This is a genomic window from Exiguobacterium sp. s36, from assembly GCF_018618345.1.
Classification (GTDB): Bacteria; Bacillota; Bacilli; order Exiguobacteriales; family Exiguobacteriaceae; genus Exiguobacterium; species Exiguobacterium chiriqhucha.
Genome location: NZ_JACSLW010000013.1, coordinates 13,065 through 31,231, shown reverse-complemented (window position 1 = coordinate 31,231; position 18,167 = coordinate 13,065). Strand labels below are relative to the sequence as shown.

At 41.1% G+C, this 18,167-nt stretch carries 17 protein-coding genes and 1 pseudogene; 7 read left to right on the top strand and 11 right to left on the bottom strand.

What is annotated here, in order from left to right; genetic code table 11:
- Positions 1-312: 312 nt before the first annotated feature.
- The 3 genes from KNP95_RS15580 to KNP95_RS15570 all read left to right on the top strand — a co-directional run bounded on the left by KNP95_RS15580 (position 313) and on the right by KNP95_RS15570 (position 3,785).
- The gene (locus tag KNP95_RS15580; RefSeq protein ID WP_034781986.1) at positions 313-927 is read left to right on the top strand and encodes a CadD family cadmium resistance transporter; all 615 of its coding nucleotides are present in this window, start codon (positions 313-315) and stop codon (positions 925-927) included.
- Positions 928-1,006: 79 nt separating this feature from the next.
- A complete protein-coding gene (locus tag KNP95_RS15575; protein WP_034781981.1) occupies positions 1,007-1,372 on the top strand; it encodes an ArsR/SmtB family transcription factor in 366 nt (121 codons plus the stop codon).
- Entirely contained in the window at positions 1,365-3,785 is a 2,421-nt protein-coding gene (locus KNP95_RS15570) for a heavy metal translocating P-type ATPase (RefSeq protein ID WP_251136643.1), read from the top strand. The genes KNP95_RS15575 and KNP95_RS15570 overlap by 8 nt, the downstream gene beginning before the upstream one ends.
- Positions 3,786-4,282: 497 nt before the next feature.
- On the opposite strand, the gene KNP95_RS15565 is transcribed toward KNP95_RS15570, so the two are convergent.
- The 7 genes from KNP95_RS15565 to KNP95_RS15535 form a co-directional block, all read right to left on the bottom strand.
- Positions 4,283-5,134: a cation diffusion facilitator family transporter gene (locus KNP95_RS15565; RefSeq protein ID WP_214762936.1), complete on the bottom strand. Its 852-nt coding sequence runs from the start codon at positions 5,132-5,134 to the stop codon at positions 4,283-4,285.
- Between the two features lie 212 nt (positions 5,135-5,346).
- A complete protein-coding gene (locus KNP95_RS15560) occupies positions 5,347-6,039 on the bottom strand; it encodes an arsenic resistance protein (RefSeq protein ID WP_260564226.1) in 693 nt (230 codons plus the stop codon).
- A gap of 522 nt (positions 6,040-6,561) precedes the next feature.
- Complete coding sequence (locus KNP95_RS15555; protein ID WP_029336175.1) at positions 6,562-7,377, bottom strand: ZIP family metal transporter; 816 nt, start codon at positions 7,375-7,377, stop codon at positions 6,562-6,564.
- 124 nt (positions 7,378-7,501) lie between these two features.
- Positions 7,502-8,443 (bottom strand): cation diffusion facilitator family transporter, encoded by a 942-nt coding sequence (locus tag KNP95_RS15550; protein ID WP_029336176.1) that lies wholly within the window; start codon positions 8,441-8,443, stop codon positions 7,502-7,504.
- Between the two features lie 23 nt (positions 8,444-8,466).
- Complete coding sequence (locus KNP95_RS15545) at positions 8,467-8,805, bottom strand: ArsR/SmtB family transcription factor (RefSeq protein ID WP_029336177.1); 339 nt, start codon at positions 8,803-8,805, stop codon at positions 8,467-8,469.
- Between the two features lie 429 nt (positions 8,806-9,234).
- A complete protein-coding gene (locus KNP95_RS15540; protein WP_029336179.1) occupies positions 9,235-9,654 on the bottom strand; it encodes a disulfide oxidoreductase in 420 nt (139 codons plus the stop codon).
- Positions 9,651-10,325 (bottom strand): thioredoxin domain-containing protein, encoded by a 675-nt coding sequence (locus KNP95_RS15535; RefSeq protein WP_214838283.1) that lies wholly within the window; start codon positions 10,323-10,325, stop codon positions 9,651-9,653. Before KNP95_RS15535 ends, KNP95_RS15540 begins: the two co-directional genes overlap by 4 nt.
- A gap of 384 nt (positions 10,326-10,709) precedes the next feature.
- Here KNP95_RS15535 and KNP95_RS15530 point away from each other — a divergent pair, with 384 nt between their 5' ends.
- The 3 genes from KNP95_RS15530 to KNP95_RS15520 all read left to right on the top strand — a co-directional run bounded on the left by KNP95_RS15530 (position 10,710) and on the right by KNP95_RS15520 (position 15,059).
- Complete coding sequence (locus KNP95_RS15530; RefSeq protein WP_214838279.1) at positions 10,710-12,251, top strand: N-acetylmuramoyl-L-alanine amidase; 1,542 nt, start codon at positions 10,710-10,712, stop codon at positions 12,249-12,251.
- A gap of 307 nt (positions 12,252-12,558) precedes the next feature.
- On the top strand, positions 12,559-13,896 hold the full coding sequence (locus KNP95_RS15525; protein WP_029336183.1) for a murein hydrolase activator EnvC family protein: 1,338 nt from the start codon (positions 12,559-12,561) through the stop codon (positions 13,894-13,896).
- Between the two features lie 770 nt (positions 13,897-14,666).
- On the top strand, positions 14,667-15,059 hold the full coding sequence (locus tag KNP95_RS15520) for a FixH family protein (protein WP_214838277.1): 393 nt from the start codon (positions 14,667-14,669) through the stop codon (positions 15,057-15,059).
- 378 nt (positions 15,060-15,437) lie between these two features.
- Here the strand turns inward: KNP95_RS15520 and KNP95_RS15515 are convergent.
- From KNP95_RS15515 to KNP95_RS15500, 4 genes and pseudogenes are all read right to left on the bottom strand, one after another.
- A pseudogene (locus KNP95_RS15515) lies at positions 15,438-15,566 on the bottom strand (ATP-binding protein); the annotation flags it as partial.
- Between the two features lie 194 nt (positions 15,567-15,760).
- Complete coding sequence (locus KNP95_RS15510) at positions 15,761-16,144, bottom strand: hypothetical protein (RefSeq protein WP_214838273.1); 384 nt, start codon at positions 16,142-16,144, stop codon at positions 15,761-15,763.
- A 160-nt stretch (positions 16,145-16,304) separates the two neighbouring features.
- On the bottom strand, positions 16,305-16,511 hold the full coding sequence (locus KNP95_RS15505; RefSeq protein WP_029596469.1) for a hypothetical protein: 207 nt from the start codon (positions 16,509-16,511) through the stop codon (positions 16,305-16,307).
- A gap of 390 nt (positions 16,512-16,901) precedes the next feature.
- Entirely contained in the window at positions 16,902-17,357 is a 456-nt protein-coding gene (locus tag KNP95_RS15500; protein ID WP_034799670.1) for a JAB domain-containing protein, read from the bottom strand.
- Between the two features lie 375 nt (positions 17,358-17,732).
- Between KNP95_RS15500 and KNP95_RS15495 the strand changes: the two genes are divergently transcribed.
- Positions 17,733-18,074: a YolD-like family protein gene (locus KNP95_RS15495; RefSeq protein WP_029596467.1), complete on the top strand. Its 342-nt coding sequence runs from the start codon at positions 17,733-17,735 to the stop codon at positions 18,072-18,074.
- Positions 18,075-18,167 lie beyond the last annotated feature (93 nt).

The following is an 18,167-nucleotide window of genomic DNA, read 5'->3' as shown; positions in this document are numbered from 1 at the left end:
TTTTTGAAAACTTTTTTGTGTTAATTGAATTTAAGTAGAAAAGAGAAGAAGCTTTTGGGCTTCCTCTCTTCCGATAATATCTCATATGTAAACCTTTATCTGGTGGAACCCTTAAAAGCTTATTCTGTATTTATTGTTTCCCTTTCCTACAGGTTTTAGCGTGTAAAACATAACATTTAAACATTCGTTTGAACATTTGATTGACAATCCAGCGAAATATTTATACACTTGCTTTAATCAAACATTCATTTGAATGTTTAACTAACAGTAAAGTATTCGTTAAAGCTCGGATTTACAAAGGAGTTGGTGATGTTGATATCCACTATTTTTTCCGCCATTGCAGCTTATATTGCAACAAGCATTGATTACGTCATCATATTATTGATTTTGTTTTCACAGACCAAAAAATCCGGCCAATTAAAATCCATTGTCATCGGCCAGTATTTGGGGACAGCCCTATTGGTTGGTGTCAGTCTATTGGCTGCATCCGGTCTTACCTTCGTTCCGGAACATTGGGTCGGGTTGCTCGGACTCATTCCGATTTACCTAGGAATCAAAGTGTGGTTTAAAGAGGAAGAAGAAAACGACGAAGAGGATATCCTGTCCCGATTATCTTCCGGAAAATCCAATCGCTTGTTTGTAACCGTCACAGTCATTACATTGGCGGCTGGCGGCGACAACATCGGCGTCTACATACCCTATTTCTCAACTTTGAATCTGAGTGAAACCGTTGTGATGCTTATTGTCTTTGCCGTCATGGTCGCGATTTTGTGTTACCTTAGTTACCGTTTGGCATCCGTTAAGTCGGTCTCTGAAACGATTGAGAAATGGGAACGCTGGATTGTACCGATTGTCTTCATCGGACTCGGCATCTTGATCATGATGGAGAACGGAACCTTTCGATTCCTTTGGAGACTGGTGAGCTGAAATGATTTTTCACATGCTCTGTTCCTATAGAAGAAAAACTTACTGCAACCTATTTATTTGATGAAAAGAGGAAAATGAAATGAGCAAAGATACATGCGAAATTTTGTGTGTGGACGAAGAAAAAGTTGTGCGAGTCCAGCAACAGCTTGCAGAGCAAAATCCGTTGGAAGTCGCGAAAATTTTCAAGGCATTGTCCGACGATACGAGAATCAAAATCGCTTATGCCTTATCGCTGGAGGACAAACTCTGTGTTTGCGACGTCGCCAATATCATCGGCTCTTCTACAGCGACGGCTTCCTACCACCTGCGCCTGTTAAAAAATATGGGGTTGGCGAAATACCGCAAAGAAGGCAAATTGGTCTATTATTCGTTGGATGATGCACATGTGAAACATCTGGTTCAAGTGGCCTTCGCTCATCAGAAGGGGGTTGTTGAAGTTGGTTGAGAAAGCAAAGATAGAAGAAGAAAAAACAGTCTACCGTGTGGAAGGATTTTCGTGCGCCAACTGTGCCGGAAAATTCGAGAAGAACGTCAAAAACCTTTCCGGTGTTGAGGATGCGAAAGTGAATTTCGGCGCTTCGAAAATTTCCGTTTACGGCGAAGCAACGGTCGAGGAACTGGAAAAAGCTGGCGCTTTCGAGAATTTGAAAGTAGCACCGGAAAAACCGAAACGTCAGTCGCTCCCGGAAGTGAACGTGGCTAAAGAGGACAAAAACGTTTTCCGGGTCGAAGGCTTTACCTGCGCCAACTGCGCCGGGAAATTCGAGAACAACGTCAAGCAGCTTCCCGGTGTCCAAGATGCCAAAGTGAATTTCGGCGCTTCAAAGATTTCCGTTTACGGGGCAGCCACCGTCGAAGAATTGGAGAAAGCCGGGGCGTTTGAAAACCTGAAGGTCGCTCCTGAAATTACAGGTCGGCCAGCTGGTTCGAAAACGGAAGCCGAAAAAGTGACAGTCAAAAAAGAGGACAACGTGCCGTTCTACCAAAAACATAGCACTTTGCTCTACTCCACCCTGTTGATCGTTTTCGGGTACATTTCCCAGTACGTTAATGGAGAAGAAAATTTGATAACCTCCCTCCTATTCGTGGCAGCCATTGTCATTGGTGGGTACTCGCTCTTCAAAGTCGGTTTCCAGAATTTAATACGCCTGGATTTCGACATGAAAACCCTCATGACCGTTGCCGTCATCGGGGCGGCTTTTATCGGCGAATGGGCGGAAGCGTCTATCGTGGTCATCCTCTTTGCGATCAGTGAAGCACTGGAACGCTATTCCATGGACCGTGCCCGCCAATCCATCCGTTCGTTGATGGACATTGCCCCGAAAGAAGCACTCGTCCGGCGGAATGGCCAGGAACAGCTGATTTCGGTGGACGACATTGTGGTGGGCGACACCATGATTGTCAGACCCGGACAGAAGATTGCCATGGACGGCACGGTGACCAACGGCTATTCGGCGGTCAATCAGGCGGCGATCACCGGGGAATCCGTGCCGGTCGCCAAAACGGTGAACGATGACGTCTTCGCGGGCACGCTGAATGAAGAAGGCTTGCTCGAAGTCAAAGTCACGAAGTTGGTTGAAGACACAACCATTGCGAAAATCATCCACCTGGTTGAGGAAGCACAAGGCGAACGGGCTCCTTCGCAGGCGTTTGTCGATAAATTTGCCAAATATTATACACCGATTATCATGGTCGTTGCTGCGCTTGTAGCCATCGTTCCTCCCCTTCTGTTTGATGCCAGCTGGGAAACCTGGGTCTACCAAGGATTGGCTGTGCTAGTCGTAGGCTGCCCGTGTGCTTTGGTCATTTCGACTCCGATTTCGATTGTATCTGCTATCGGGAACGCAGCGAAAAAAGGCGTTTTGGTAAAAGGCGGCGTGTATTTGGAAGAAATGGGCGCGCTGAAAGCCATCGCGTTTGACAAGACCGGCACCTTGACCAAAGGGGTTCCGGTTGTCACGGACTTTGAAGTGCTGAACAAGGGAATCAGTGAAAAAGAGCTGCTTTCTATCGTCACAGCACTGGAGTACCGCTCACAGCATCCCCTTGCTTCGGCCATCATGAAAAAAGCGGATGCAGAAAATATTTCTTATTCTTCGGTCTTGGTCGAGGACTTCTCATCCATTACCGGCAAAGGGATTAAAGGAACCGTCGAAGGAACCACGTACTATATCGGCAGCCCGATCCTCTTCAACGAGCTGGGCGCCGCAAGTGCCGATGAGAACTTGGAACAAAATGTAACAGCCCTTCAAAATCAGGGCAAGACAGCCATGATCATCGGAACGGAACAAACTATCCTCGCGGTCATTGCCGTGGCGGATGAAGTCCGTGAATCCAGCAAGGAAGTCATCCAGAAGCTGCATCAAATGGGCATCAAGAAGACAATCATGCTGACGGGCGACAACAAAGGGACCGGTCAGGCCATCGGCCAGCAGGTCGGCGTCAACGAAATCCAGGCAGAATTGATGCCAGAGGATAAATTAAATGTCATTAAACGCTTGCGAGCTGAGTACGACAATGTCGCGATGGTCGGGGACGGCGTAAATGACGCTCCGGCACTCGCTGCCTCTACTGTTGGAATTGCCATGGGTGGTGCTGGAACGGATACCGCTTTGGAAACAGCAGATGTCGCCCTGATGGGCGACGATTTGAGCAAACTACCGTTTACGATAAAATTGAGCCGAAAATCCCTAAATATTATCAAAGTGAACATCGCGTTCGCTATCAGTATCAAAGCGATTGCATTACTCTTGGTCATCCCGGGCTGGCTCACCCTATGGATAGCTATTATGTCCGATATGGGGGCAACTCTTCTGGTAGCACTGAACAGTTTAAGACTGATGAATGTCAAAGAATAAAAAAACAAAAATATTCATTTTTATATCCTCGAATTTGTACTGGGTATGATAAAAATAAATGATCTCTGTTTTTTAAGACGGCTTTAAGATGACTTCGGTATTGTTCCCGAGTCATCTTTTTAGGTTTCATTGTCAGCTTTTTTATCATCAGACAGTTTTAATCGAGGCCGAACCTTATTCATTGACCGGAATATTCTCCGAAGTATGGAAAGAAAATCCGGTCGATAGGTCTACTAAACTATGACAATTAAATCTAAATATTTGAACGTTCGTTTTGGAATCATTCATTCATTCGAATACATCCTATTTTAAGAGACGAAATTTCGATAGTGTTCAAAAAAAAAACGAATGAGGGGGTTTCTAAATATACCCTCATTCGATATTCAGTTTCCTTGCACGTAGAAAAGTATTTATTGGTATCAGACGGTATGAAGTATAGAATTTTTACTCATATGTCGAACCTCAGTGTGGATTTGGTGCAAGGATGACTTATTTCTTTAGTTGTGTTTTTTTGATTCTAACTCTATTGTAGAATGTTTAACATCTAGTTTTGAAGTCACTTCTTTGACTTTTTGTTTAACAATAGTTGAATCCTTTAGATTCATCTCTTCTACTATTAAGTGTAAATTCATGGCGTTATCTTCGCCATCAATTGACCAGACATATAGGTTTTGAACAGAAATCACTTCTTCAATACCTTCAATCTTTTGCTTCACCTCATCGATGTCAATACCATCAGGGACAGCACCTAAAAGTATTTTCATTGTTTTAACTAAATTACGAAACACATTCACTAATATAAACAACGCAATAGCAATTGATAGGATGGGGTCAAGTATATGTATATCCTTGAAGAGTAAAACTATCCCTACTACAAGAACGGCAATCCAACCTAAAACATCTTCTAAAAGGTGCCAAGATAGTACTCCCTCATTTACTGATTTTCCTTTGTGTAGACGGAATGCCGCAAAACCATTTAAAAGCACACCAAAAATTGCAAACCAAATCATTCCTTGTGCATTAGAATGCTCCGGTTCAAACAGTAGAGGAATTGCTTGAGTAAAAATATATACAGATCCAATTATTAATATTGTCGCATTTATTAATGCTCCTAAAAGGGAAAAACGATTATATCCAAAAGTGAAGTTATGATCGGGTTTTTTGTTCGAAAATTTTTGTAAGAACCAGGACAGGCCCAATGCAAGAGCATCACCTAAATCGTGAATGGCGTCCGACATGATTGCAACACTATTAATCAAAAATCCCCCGATAAATTCACCAATCGAGAAAACAAGATTAATTATAAATGCTAGTTTGATATTTTTTGATGCCTTATCAGTACTCGCCATTGTTCGATCTCTCCTCACTTGGTAGTCCATCCTTAAAAAGGTTAGTTGTTAGAATAATACTGGTCTCTAGCGTTCTGCAATATAATAAATTTCTTTGCCTATTGATTGTAAACAACGCATACTTGAGAACTTAAGCGCAGTTCTTAATATTTTAATAAACAATCGAAGGACGTAATTTTTGAAAGCGAAATTAAATACATGTATCTAATTTGTTAGAACCATTTAGGCACTAATTTTATATATAAGACTTCTCCGAACAATTCGGTAACGGTCTGTAAAATGATCACTACAGCTACTTGTGTTGATAGGGGCTCTGGTAATATAGATGCTAATGGAAGAACTACAAGTGAATTCCTTGTTCCCATACTAAATGTAATTGCTCTTCTTGAAGCAATATCTAGTTTGAACAACTTACCAAGGGACTTTGACACCCATGGTATGATAAGTAGAAATAAAATATAAACTGGTATTACATCTATTAATGTCCCGAGGTCACTATACACTTCCCTAATTTGAGAGGCAACTACCACAAAAAGTACAAAAGACATAAATGGAACGGGAATCCATGGCGGCATTTTCATGATACGATTACCTAAAGAACTCTTTTTAGAACACAATTGTGTCATTATCGCTAATAGAAGCGGTATAAAAATCAAAAATAGAAATGCATCTAGAAATGGACCCATCCTAACGATACTAATAGCCTTTTCTCCTAATAATACGAATAAATATATGGGTAAGAATATCGTCTGTAAAATTAAAAGAATCGGTGTTACTTTTAACAATATTGATTCGTTTCCCTTTCCCATCTTTGTAAAAACAATCACATAGTCGATGCACGGTGTTAACAACACCAAATACACCCCCAGCATTAGTGATGAATCTTGAAGAAATATGATAACCAAAACCTAAACTATTAAAGGAACGGCAACAAAATTTCCTAATAAAAGAGCTACCACAAACCTCATGTTTGTAGCAGATCCATTCGATTTCAGAAACGGAATTTGAACGAACATCCCATACATCAAAACTCCTAAAAGGGGAGAAATAAAAATATCGAGATATACAGCTTCTGTATTCAATAGACCAAAGATTACTGCCAACATCAAAAAAATGATGTATATACTGACTTGGTGGGCTTCCACCTTCTCTAGCACTTGAATTCCGAATTTGCTTTCCTTCTCTATCAAAATCACCCCCAAAATTTTCAGGAAATTTCAGAATGAAATAGATAACTCCACGATTTTAATTGCCAGGGCAAGAGGTTTTATATTTTTTCTTCTAGTATTTTTATTTATCCAACAGTAAAAATACCGACTGAAAGTAAATATAATTAAGGCTCATTATTTACACTTCCGAATATAGTTAGTATCTTGAATATATATCAGTCAAAAAATAAAGTGATAACCATTAAAAAAATAATTATTTTAGCCTAAAGCCACATCTAAAATCATCATGATTGTAAAGCCAAACATTAAACAAACAGAAGCCAAGTCCTTGTTTCCATTTTCTTGAGATCCTGGGACTACCTCCTCCACTACAACAAAAATCATTGCTCCTGCAGCAAAGCTTAGCGCAAACGGAAGTAAAGGCTCCATTATGAGTACTGCTACTACTCCTACCAACGCCGCGAACGGTTCAACCATACCAGATAACTGGCCATAGAAAAAACTTTTACGACGAGATAATCCATCTCGTCTCAATGGCATTGACACAGCAGCACCCTCAGGGAAATTTTGTATGCCGATTCCGATTGCCAGCGCGATAGCTCCCGTGATTGATGATGAAGGGAATCCTGCTGCAACTGCTCCAAATGCAACGCCTATGGCAAGTCCCTCTGGAATATTATGCAATGTTATTGCTAACACCAGTAACGTGCTCCGCTTTCTCTTCTTAGGGTTTATACCCTCAGCCTCATCCATCGGTGAAGTGGGATGCAGATGTGGAATCACTTTATCAACACCTGATAAAAAGAATCCTCCAAGTAAGAAACCGATTGCAGCTGGTAACCACGCCGGAAGAGAATCTTGTTCCGCCATCTCAATTGCAGGTGAGAGTAATGACCAAAAACTAGCGGCAATCATTACTCCTCCAGCAAAACCGAGCATCCCATCCATTAGCTTTTGATTCATTGATTTTGTCATAAACACTAACGCGGCACCAAGCGCCGTCATCCCCCAAGTGAATAAAGTACCCAGCAATGCTTGAGTAAGGGGTTCTAACGAAGAAATATATTCAATCATCTATCAAAACTCCGTTGCCAAAAATCGAGTTTCTATACATGCTCAAAATTAAGTAACTATTATCCAAAATCAGCATTGCTGTCTCCTCCTCTTGATTGTCAATCCTACTCAACAGGTGATTTTTTTAATGTTGATGTACTACTTCCCCTACCTTCAGTTTGCAAAGCAATTCATCGCTGTGAGGATGAGAAAGAGTTTCGAATTGAATCGTAGAGTGTTGAACGTTCAGATGTGCTAAATCGTGTTCAATTTCTTGAAGTAGATTCTCACTGTCATAGATTTGTAAATTACCATCAACGACAACATGACATGAGAGCGCATTCATTCCACTTGTGATACTCCAAAGATGAAAGTCGTGTATACTCCGTACCCCCTCCTTGTTGTGAATGACTTGAAGAACCTTTTCGACATCAACGTTTTGTGGTGCACCTTCCATTAATACGTTCAATCCGGATTTCGTCACGAAGTAACCACTTCGTAAAACAAGTCCCGCTACAATGATTCCTGCGAGCGGATCTGCCCAGTTCCATCCAAATGCCATGATAAGAAGCGCTGCCAGTATTGCACCGACTGAACCCAACGTATCGCTTACAACATGTAGATAAGCACCTCGCATATTCAAATTATGTTCTACGTCTGCACCTCTTAACATAATCCATCCAACAAGAAGGTTTATAGCAAGGCCAATACTGCTAACAATTAACATTCCTACGGATGCGACCTCAGGTGGTTGAATAAATCGATTGATGGCCTCATAAAAGATATATATGGAAATCAGTATGAGTGTGACCCCGTTTAAAACAGCTGCTAGAATCTCGAAGCGTCTATATCCGAACGTTTTACGATTGTTCGCTATTTGTTCACCTAATTTAAAGGCAAGTAATGCAATAGCGAGCGAAGCCGCATCACTAAGCATGTGACCTGCGTCCGCTAAAAGTGCTAAGCTATTTGTAAGGTACCCTCCAATCGCCTCTACAACCATGTATGCCGAAATAATAAAGAATGAAATGATCAAAATCTTTTTGTTAGAGGTATGAGAATGATCATGTGCATGATTATGTGCCATAAGATTAACTCTCCTTACTATATTTAGTGGTGTTTCGCATGCTCAATCGCCTGTCTTAGTAAGTTCATGACATGGTGATCATCTTCTGAATAAAATAGAGTAGTTCCTTCTCTTCTAAACTTGACAAGTCGAAGATTTTTTAAAAAACGTAGCTGATGAGACACGTTTGATTGACTTAAGTTAAGAAGATCAGCTATTCCGTTGACCGAATGTTCCTTTGTGCATAGCAGGGTTAATATTTTAATTCTTGTCGGGTCACTAAGTGCCTTGAACGTCTGAGATACAATAAATAGAGTCTCATCGTCAATCTGCGCCCCTATTTCTATTTCATTTTCTGTAGTATCTTCAATCGGTTCATCCATAAGTCAGTACCTCCGCTCATGATAACTATACATGTTAATATGTTCATATGTTCATGTATAACTTATTAAACTTTTGCTGTGCCGTCAACACTTAATTTAAAAAACATTTATTCTATCAGCTCTACATACTTGAAGATTTGAGATACTTTCTCTGGTTTTGCGATTATTTCTTATTTTTAGCCATACAAAAACTACCTATTAGAGAGCTAGTTAGATCTCATACTCGATAGGTAGTCACGCTTTTTCAAAAAAACAATATAGTACACTAACGTTTTAAGAAAAACGTCAATTGAATTATTTACTGGGTATTGTCTAATCTATTTTCCAACTTCAAAAAGCTTTTCATGTTTTTCTAAATCAAAGCTGTTTTTTAGTAAGCATACCAATTTGATACAATTAGTTCTTCATTTTTCAAATCCAAATCAAAAACTACTGTTTGGTACTGATTCGTCCAAGAATGACTGTAATCAGAAAAAAGGCGGTCAACGCTAAAAACGGAATTGTGATAAAACCCATCCAGTCAATGTACTGTGCATTACAGGAAACTCCTTGTTCACATGGTCTGACTTCCGAAAAGCCGGGCACCTTTTGTACAAGATAGTGGTAAAAAGAGATACAGAATCCGATTATTGATAAAGGGAGAACATAAAATTTGATTGAGCTATCTTCTCTGAAAACTGCAATTGCAAGAATCAAAGCTATTGGGTACATAAAGATTCGTTGAATCCAACAGAGTTCACAAGGTATAAAACCACGAATTTCGCTAAAATATAGACTTCCAAGTACTGCAGTAATTGAAACAACCCAGGCGAGGTACAGTCCATATCGATTTATTACTGAAGCGCTCATTGGGTTAGCTCCTTTTCAATTTGTTTTTTTATAGAGGTATAGTCGAATGGATATTCAAGGATGACCCCATTAACTGCAATCGTCGGGGTCAGCGTAACATTGTATTTTTCTACGAGCGCCGCATCCATTTTAACTGATTCTAATCTAGAAGAACGACTTGATAGGTCTTCTCTAAATTTATTTAAATCTAGAGAAGGGACAGTCTTCGTCGCAATCTCTTCCATTTTCTCCACCGTAACCCATGGATCATCGTGTATTTGAACGTCAGGTTGAGCTTCATAAATAGCTTTGTGAAATTGCCAAAATGATTCTGGGTGATTTTTGTAAACAGATTCTGATGCAAGGGCAGCTAAAGTGGACTCATCTCCGTGAAACAAAACATTAATGTAACTAAAGGAAGCTTTCCCACTTTCAATGTAATCTTTTACAAGTTGAGGATAGATTGTTTCACCCCACTCTTTACACGAAGGACATTTATAGTCTCCGAATTCTACAATTGATATCGGCGCTTCCTTTTTACCTATTGTAGGTTGATTATTAACTGATATCTTTTCATCTTGAACAATTTTAGTCTTTGATTTTTCGGAACTTTGATCATTTAAAAATAAAAAAGCTAAGACTGCAATTACTATTACGGATGTAAAAATAGTCAATAGTTGATTAGTTTTCAAAACAATTCACCTCTTTTATAAATTCGTTATTTCTTTTATAAGAATTATAGCTAAAAATACTAGAGTATCCTTAGTTTTTCAACATTGAATCCATGGACTTCTAAAAACGAAATCTATGAGTCAAACAAGTTACATTCTAACACATTCATGCAACTAAACTTTTATGCAGATGAAAGGAGGGCCAATTTATTTCTTAAAATACGTCTATTTCCCTTAATAATAGTGCATTTTAAAACAGGGCAAGAAAACTTTTAACTGTAGATAGACGAAAGCCAATAATCGTTGCATAGAATGACTAATATTTAAAGGATAAGTACCATACAGATAGTAAAAAACCATTCATGGGTCTTTACAACCAAAAAAACTACATATGAGGAGTCTATTATGAAGTCTAAACATAAATTTCGAATAAGCTTAGTAATTTCCTTGGCTTTATTAACTTCTTTTTTCTCTCCCTTTAAGCTTTTAACTAGTGTTAACGTCCTAAAAGTCGTACATGCAGAGGAATCTCTATTCGTAACAACTGAAAATTTGAATTTGCGTTCCTCGTTCTCTTCAAAAAGCAATGTCCTTTTGACGATTCCAAAAGGAAAAACCATTAAGAAGATAGGTGTATATGGAGAAGATAAATCCTGGTTTAAAGTTTCATTCAATTCAAAAATCGGTTATGTCTCAACGAAGTACGTGACCCCAAAACCTATACCTAAAAATTCAGTCAGTTCAATAAACACAATATATAAAACTAAAACGTCACTAAATCTGCGTAAGGGCCCATCTGTCAAATCACCCGTTTTAATGACTATCCCAAAGTCCAGCCCACTAATGTACCATGCTGCCTCAGGCCCTTGGTATAAAGTATCATACAATGGGACTCAAGGCTATGTAGCAAGTCAGTATGTAACCATATCGCCCTCGGCTATGAAGTCACGAAGTAAGCAAACGACCGAGATTCGCTCAAGCATGTCTTTAGTGAACTCAAAGGTCCTTATTACGATTCCAGCATCTACTGAAGTGACTGTACTAGGAAAATCGGGCACAACGGGTTCTTGGTTAAAAGTTATGTATAACGGTATTACAGGATTCACACCTGCTCGACATTATATAGTGCAAGTGGCACCGGGGGATTCTTTATCCACTTATCCAACATATATTACTATCGAAAATCTTAATTTACGTAACCAAGCGAGTCGTTACGGATCTATTTTGACAACAATTCCCTCAGGCACTTCGATTTCTGTCATATCGAAAAGCGCCAGTTGGTACAAGGTGCGATATAACAATCAAGTCGGTTACGTATCATCTGGTTTTGTGCAACCATTTACCGGAAAAACTCCTATAAAATCACCGGTGATTCCAGCTAACAAACACGTGATTTTAATTGACGCTGGACACGGTGGGGGAGATGCTGGTGCAGTGACTTCAAACGGTACAGTTCAAGAAAAAGTACTCACCCTAAACATTGCTAATCGTGTGGCCGACGAACTAAAGAAAAACTATGAGCTTTATGAAGTGAAACTAACGCGCTCAAATGATAGATACTTGTCACTTGTTGAGCGGACCAATCTATCAGAAAGGCTTGATGCTGACGCTTTCATAAGCGTCCACATTAATTCTTCACCTTCTTTCGCTACAGGTCATGAAGCACTCGTCCCTACTTCTAGCGCGTACACCACAAATCCATATGCGAACGCTAGCCGCAGATTAGGTGAAGTAATTAATCAAGAAATCGCCATGAACGTTCCAGATTTTAAAAATCGAGGCGTTAAGCGACAAGATGTCTATGTGGTAGGAAGAAACACGGTACCTTCTACTCTCATCGAATATGGCTTTATTGCTAACTCAGTAGATCGCTCCTATATGTCGGGAAGTAACATGATCAAAGCAACCGCCAAAGGAATTGATAAATTTATGAAGAGTTACTACTAAATAAACACCAAACAAATACTAACAAACGATTTGACCACTGAATTTGAGACAAAATGTCCTAAATTCAGTGGTCATCATTCATTTCCTCATCAAAATGGCATTATAAGTATTTCTCTTGATATACTCGAATGACAATAAACTCAAAAGAACAACTGACATAGAAATGAAAAGAAATAGAAATATAGATGGTGAAGTAATATTGATACAATGATTCCGGTTCGAGTTTTAATCATGATACGAATACTTTTATCCAGCAACGCATTTTTTATAATAGAGATAAGTTACGGAGGCAACAACATTGTTTACCATGAAAAAAATTATAGCTTCAACTTTACTTGGTGTTATGTTAGTTCAAAGCGCATCCCCTTCTTACGCTTTAAACTTGACTGAAAAACAAAAAAATATCCAGCAGAAGCAAGCGCAAAATTCTACAGAGCAACGTAAAGCTAATACGTCAATTCAGCAGCGTGAACAAGATATCACACTCGAAGAACAGAAACTGAATGACTTGGAATCCGAGTTACAGGATATTATCAATGAGGTCACCCAGAAGAAGGCTGAAATTCGGACAACCCAAAAGAAAATTGCTCAGATTCAAACTCAAATTAAAGAATTCCAGAAAAAAATGAGCTCTCAAAAGACATTGATGGAAGAACGCATGGTCACGATGCAAAAAAACGGTGGTTCTTCTATAAACTGGGCTGAATTTATTTTTGGTTCAAAAGACTTTGGTGATCTGGTTTCACGCATGATCACCGCAGGGACGATTCAAGAAAATGATCAAGAACTTTTCAAAGAATATCAATCAACAAAAAATAAGCTTCAAATTGCTAAAGCTGAATTGGACACTGAAAAAGATAAGCTTATTAGTCAAAAAGAAGAGCTAGAGAATAGTCAGAAAAAATTGAACGGCAAAATTAAAGTGCGGGCTGCTCAAATAAAAAAATTAGAGGCCGAAAAAATCCAGTTCACATCTAAATTGGTAAGCTTGCAACAAATGGAATCGACGCTTCAAGAACAAGAAAAATCAATTCAAGCAGAGATTGAAGCCCAAAGGCTTGAAGAACAAGCTAAAATTCGTACCAAAGAGGCTGCGCGTAAAGCTGCAGAAGCAAAAAGTGCCGAAAAAAATGAAATCAGCGAGAATAAAGCCTCTCTCGAAAAATCACCAAACTCTGAGAAAGTGGTAAACACTTCAAAGACTACGGATTCACTCGCTTCTCCAACAAGTGGCGGAGTTTTTCAACGTCCAACCTCAGGTATCGTAACCCAAGGATGGGGTCCAGCAGGCGGGGCCAATGGCTACAGCTTCCATAATGCACTAGATACAGCTGGACCAGTAGGAACTCCTATTATGGCTGCTCAAACAGGAACTGTAACTCGAGCAGGCTGGGGTGGACCTTATGGAAATCATGTCATCATTACGCATGTCATAGGCGGTCAAGTTTGGACTACCCTTTATGCTCACATGAGCTCATTGTCCGTTTCCGCCGGACAACGTGTGACCCGAGGACAGAACATCGGTGCGATGGGGAGTACCGGAAATTCGACCGGTTCTCATTTACACTTTGAAGTCCATCGAGGAAACTATTCGTACTCAGCTACAAGTGCAGGGAATACAGTCAACCCATCCCAATTTTTCTGAATTTCAGAGGCGAAATTGTTTAACACTATATAATTACTTCAGTAAATCACTTAATATTTAGACCACAGAATATTAGACGCCCCGTAAAAGTTGGACCTGATAATCTAATTTTTATGGGGCGATTTTTATGTCCGAAAGCTTTTAAAGTCTCGGTGACCAAACGCTAACTGACTCGCAAGAAAAACTTCAGAAAGTTAGGATGAGCTTTCGTTCGTGCCCCCACCCCCCTACGAGTGCCTGGGGAATACAATCTCAGGTGCGACATACACATTCACTATGTAGATATTAAAAACGATATGGATGGGTAGACAATCTTTAATCGATTCAATCTTGAAGTACAGACTCTTCTCTCCTTTGATGACCTTCAACTGGCAATATACGTCGAGACGAACCTTAGGTTACTAAGGCCGTGTCTAACGGTCGATGATAAATTTACGGATATGAAGGTCCAAATTCAAACCTAGGTTGTCGAAGTCACCAGATGATCTATTTCATGATCCAACTTTTTGGATTAAGTTCAATTAATATCTTTTGAACTTAATATATAAAATTGAACTTAATATATAAAATGTACATTTCTTTATTTTTTATATAGAAAAGTAAACCAATCGAGCATACGACGCTCTATAAAGTCTTGAACCTTAAAAGTGACATGGGGTCTATGCTCGATAGCTAATAAGATTGCATGATCAGGTCACTTTTAATGTAATAATCAATACATCACATTTTCGTGTATGTTAATATTAAATCGTTTAAAGGAGAGAAAAAAGATGGCAAGGTTTTTTTCACTGTTGATTGTTTTGTTAGTATTATCTGGTTGTGGAAGTACAGTAAGCAATAATGGACCTGAAGTGATTCCAGAATTAATTGATGTACAATTTAAAACAGATCCTGAAATAGTAAAAGCAAACGAAGTTATTGAACTTATAGCAACTGTTTCTCAAAGAAACGAGAAAGTAGACGATGCGGATAAAGTTGAATTCGAGATATGGAAAGAAGGCCAAGAGGAAAGCCAACACGAAAAAATTGAAGCCAATTATCAACAAGACGGACTGTATGTAATTTCTTATATTTTTGAAGAGCCCGGTAAATACTTTATATATTCACATACGACAGCAAGAAGCTATCATTCTATGCCCAAAAACGAAATATTAGTAAAATAATAAATTTTAATTATTACAATTAATAATATAGACGAGCTAATCCATGATGAAAAAACTCGTTTTTATTGAATCGCGCGACAACATCAACCTTGTGATATATGCTCGAAAAATACCAATTTTATGATATATCCTTTCCGCTCCAATGTCTGATACGTCCATTCCGTCGCTCCACCTTGGAAACTACCATCAGTTGTATGCTTATATGTAGGAATATAAACGCGAGTCAAATAGAGTCACATTGCTCAAACGCATCCTCAAAAACTCGAAGGATGCGTTTTTTGTCCTGCTGAGTATTGCGGATACAGAGAGCCACTAGTGCGGACGACTGAGCGAGTCAATATGAAGAAAAAGGCCATCGACTCATCGATGGCCAAGATCTTAGCTTATCCCTAGCCCGTGGTGTTCCCTCATTGAGGTTTCGCCATCGACCAGGATTTTATAGGAGTCGTGTACAATCCTGTCGAGAATTGCGTCCGCGATTTGGGCCTGTCCTAGATTCGAATGCCACTCCGCGTGGCGTTAGACGCGCCCACGCTCTTGCTTTTGATTTTACCTTACGCTCCGTGCCTCCCGTTAGAAAGGGCCAGGAACATAGAGATGCGGCGGTGAGCCAGCAGCTCTTGTTACCGGGCCGTCAGGGGGGCAGCGGTGCGATGAGCGACTTCGCCTCCTGGCGTTAGACGCTCACGCATGAGCCCGGATCACCATTCCTTCTCCCATGCCCCGTCTTCAGACACGCCCCAATCTTTGAACCGATACTTGATGAGCCAATGGACATGCATCACTTCATATTCGAATACACCCTTGGATAGCTCTGAGACGACGAAGCTGACTTCTCCATCCGCCACCACCCATGTCCCGTATAGATACACTTTCTTGATCGGACGCTCTTCTGCATCCAGATAGATCAGCACCCGGAAGTAAGGCGAGTTCCGTCCGTCATCGAACCGGACGACCTTCTCGACACCATGTTCCTTGTCGACGACACGCATCCATTCCGGATGTTCCATCAGTTCTGAAAACACCGTCCGGACAAACGGATCCAATCCTTTAAACGCATAGTCATCAAGCAGCCCCTCGTCCATCACGTCTCACCCCTTCCGGTCCTTTAAAGACCGATTCCCCATCCAGAGTCAGCTCAGTCCTTGTTCATAAACCTACAGAAATGAAGACTTTTAAAAATTGTATACACATATACATGTATACACGTATACAAATCTACATGTATACAATCATTCCTTTTTCTTATGTACGACGATTCCGTCGAATCATATTGGTATTGAAGAAGACGGTGAGGTGGGTCAAGCGCTCTCCTTCCTTAACATCACAAAGCAGATCCATGCTCACAAGTTTTAAGTCGTCAAAATCTTCTTGGAGCCGGTCAGGAAGGCGTCGAAGCAATACCTCCGTCATCTCGTCCATCGTCTGTTGATCTAGTTGGTAACTGTCCATCTGAATCTTCCTCTCCTGTTGATAGCCTCATGATACCTCGCATCCAAGCAGACAACATCTCGCCTAATTTCACGTAAGCCCTGGTGTTGTTTCAAACAAGCCCTAGGGCTTGTTTAGAAAACATGCTCATTTTCAATAAACAAACCGTGTTTTCACTTCTGTCATTTCATCAAATAGTCTTCTTACGAGACAGACCAAAACAACGTCCAATCTTCACACACGAACCATCTCGTTTTCGTCATGCGAAAACGACCCTTTTCCGGATCCCGCTCTATGGATCCAGGCGAGAGCAACGCGAGTCGCCCATCCAGTCAAAGAAAAACGTACGTTTTTCTTCCTTGCCCTTACCGGACGGACCGGGACCGGTCCCCCGGCCCCACTCCATTCCGTTCAACCCATGTACCCTCGCTGTTTCATGCTGACATACGACTCGTCCGCACCGAGGATAAGATGGTCGAGCACCGGGATGCCGATGAGGTCCCCTGCTTCATGTAACCGTTCGGAGACGAGGATGTCCTCCCGGCTCGGTGTCGGGTCCCCGCTCGGATGCTGATGGCAGACGATGAGGCACGAGGCGTTGTTCAAGATGGCGCATTTGAAGACTTCCCGTGGGTGGACGACACTCGAGTTGACGCTCCCGACATGCGCCCGGTGGACGCCGATGACCCGATTCTTCGTGTTGAGCATGATGACGAGGAACACTTCACGGTCGTCGTCCCCGATGAACGATGACCCAATTTGCCGGGCACTGTCCGGAGAATGGATGATGGCATGCTCGAGGGCGACCATCTCCTCGCGAACCTCTTGTTTGATACGGATGACCTCGATGATAGCGGATAGTTCCATGTTGGTTTGTCCCCTTTCAGATAGAAAAGCTGTCCTCAGAACGAACACCGTTGTGCGTCCTGTTGACGGATTCGTTGCGAGCGTCGGGAGACGGTGCAAGGGCGACCGCAGGGAGAGCCTCAAAAAAATGCGTAGAGCGCACGCAGAACCAGGCTTCCGTAGCCAACGAGCGAAAAGCCTCGCTTTGAGCCTAAAGCGAAGGAAGACGGGCCGGAGGGCGCGTCATTTTTTTGACGTCCCTTACACCGACGACCAGCGAGCTAGAGTACGGAAACAGGACGCACGGATCACCAATCACGAAAAAGGCTGTTCAAACGAGACAAATCGGGTATAAAATAAGAACAAACGTTCGTTTTATTGAGAGGGGTAATTTTTATGACGATGTATCGCGACCGAGGTGAGCTGAAATGGATCCCATTCCTCATGCCCGAGCACAAGGCGCTGCTGACGAAGTACTACAAGGAAATCCAAAAGATTGAGATGCCCGATGTCGATGAACAGGTCCTATCGGTCTATGAGAATGTGTTGAATGACGCGATCTTCAGCGGGGATATGGTGGAGGTGAGATATGTGGAGGAGCGGGAGATGAAAAGATTCAAGGGGTTCGTGCACCGGACGAACTATTTGGAGCGGACCGTCGAGCTGGCCAATCAGCGGGATGGAATCATTCATGTACCGTTCGAGGCAATCATTCACGTGGAACAATCAATGGACTAACGCCCTAGCGGTTGTTCGAAGTCTGCGTCACGAAACGAAGTTTCGCTCCTCGACTTTTCAAAAAAGGAAGAGTAATTATACTCTTCCTCCATC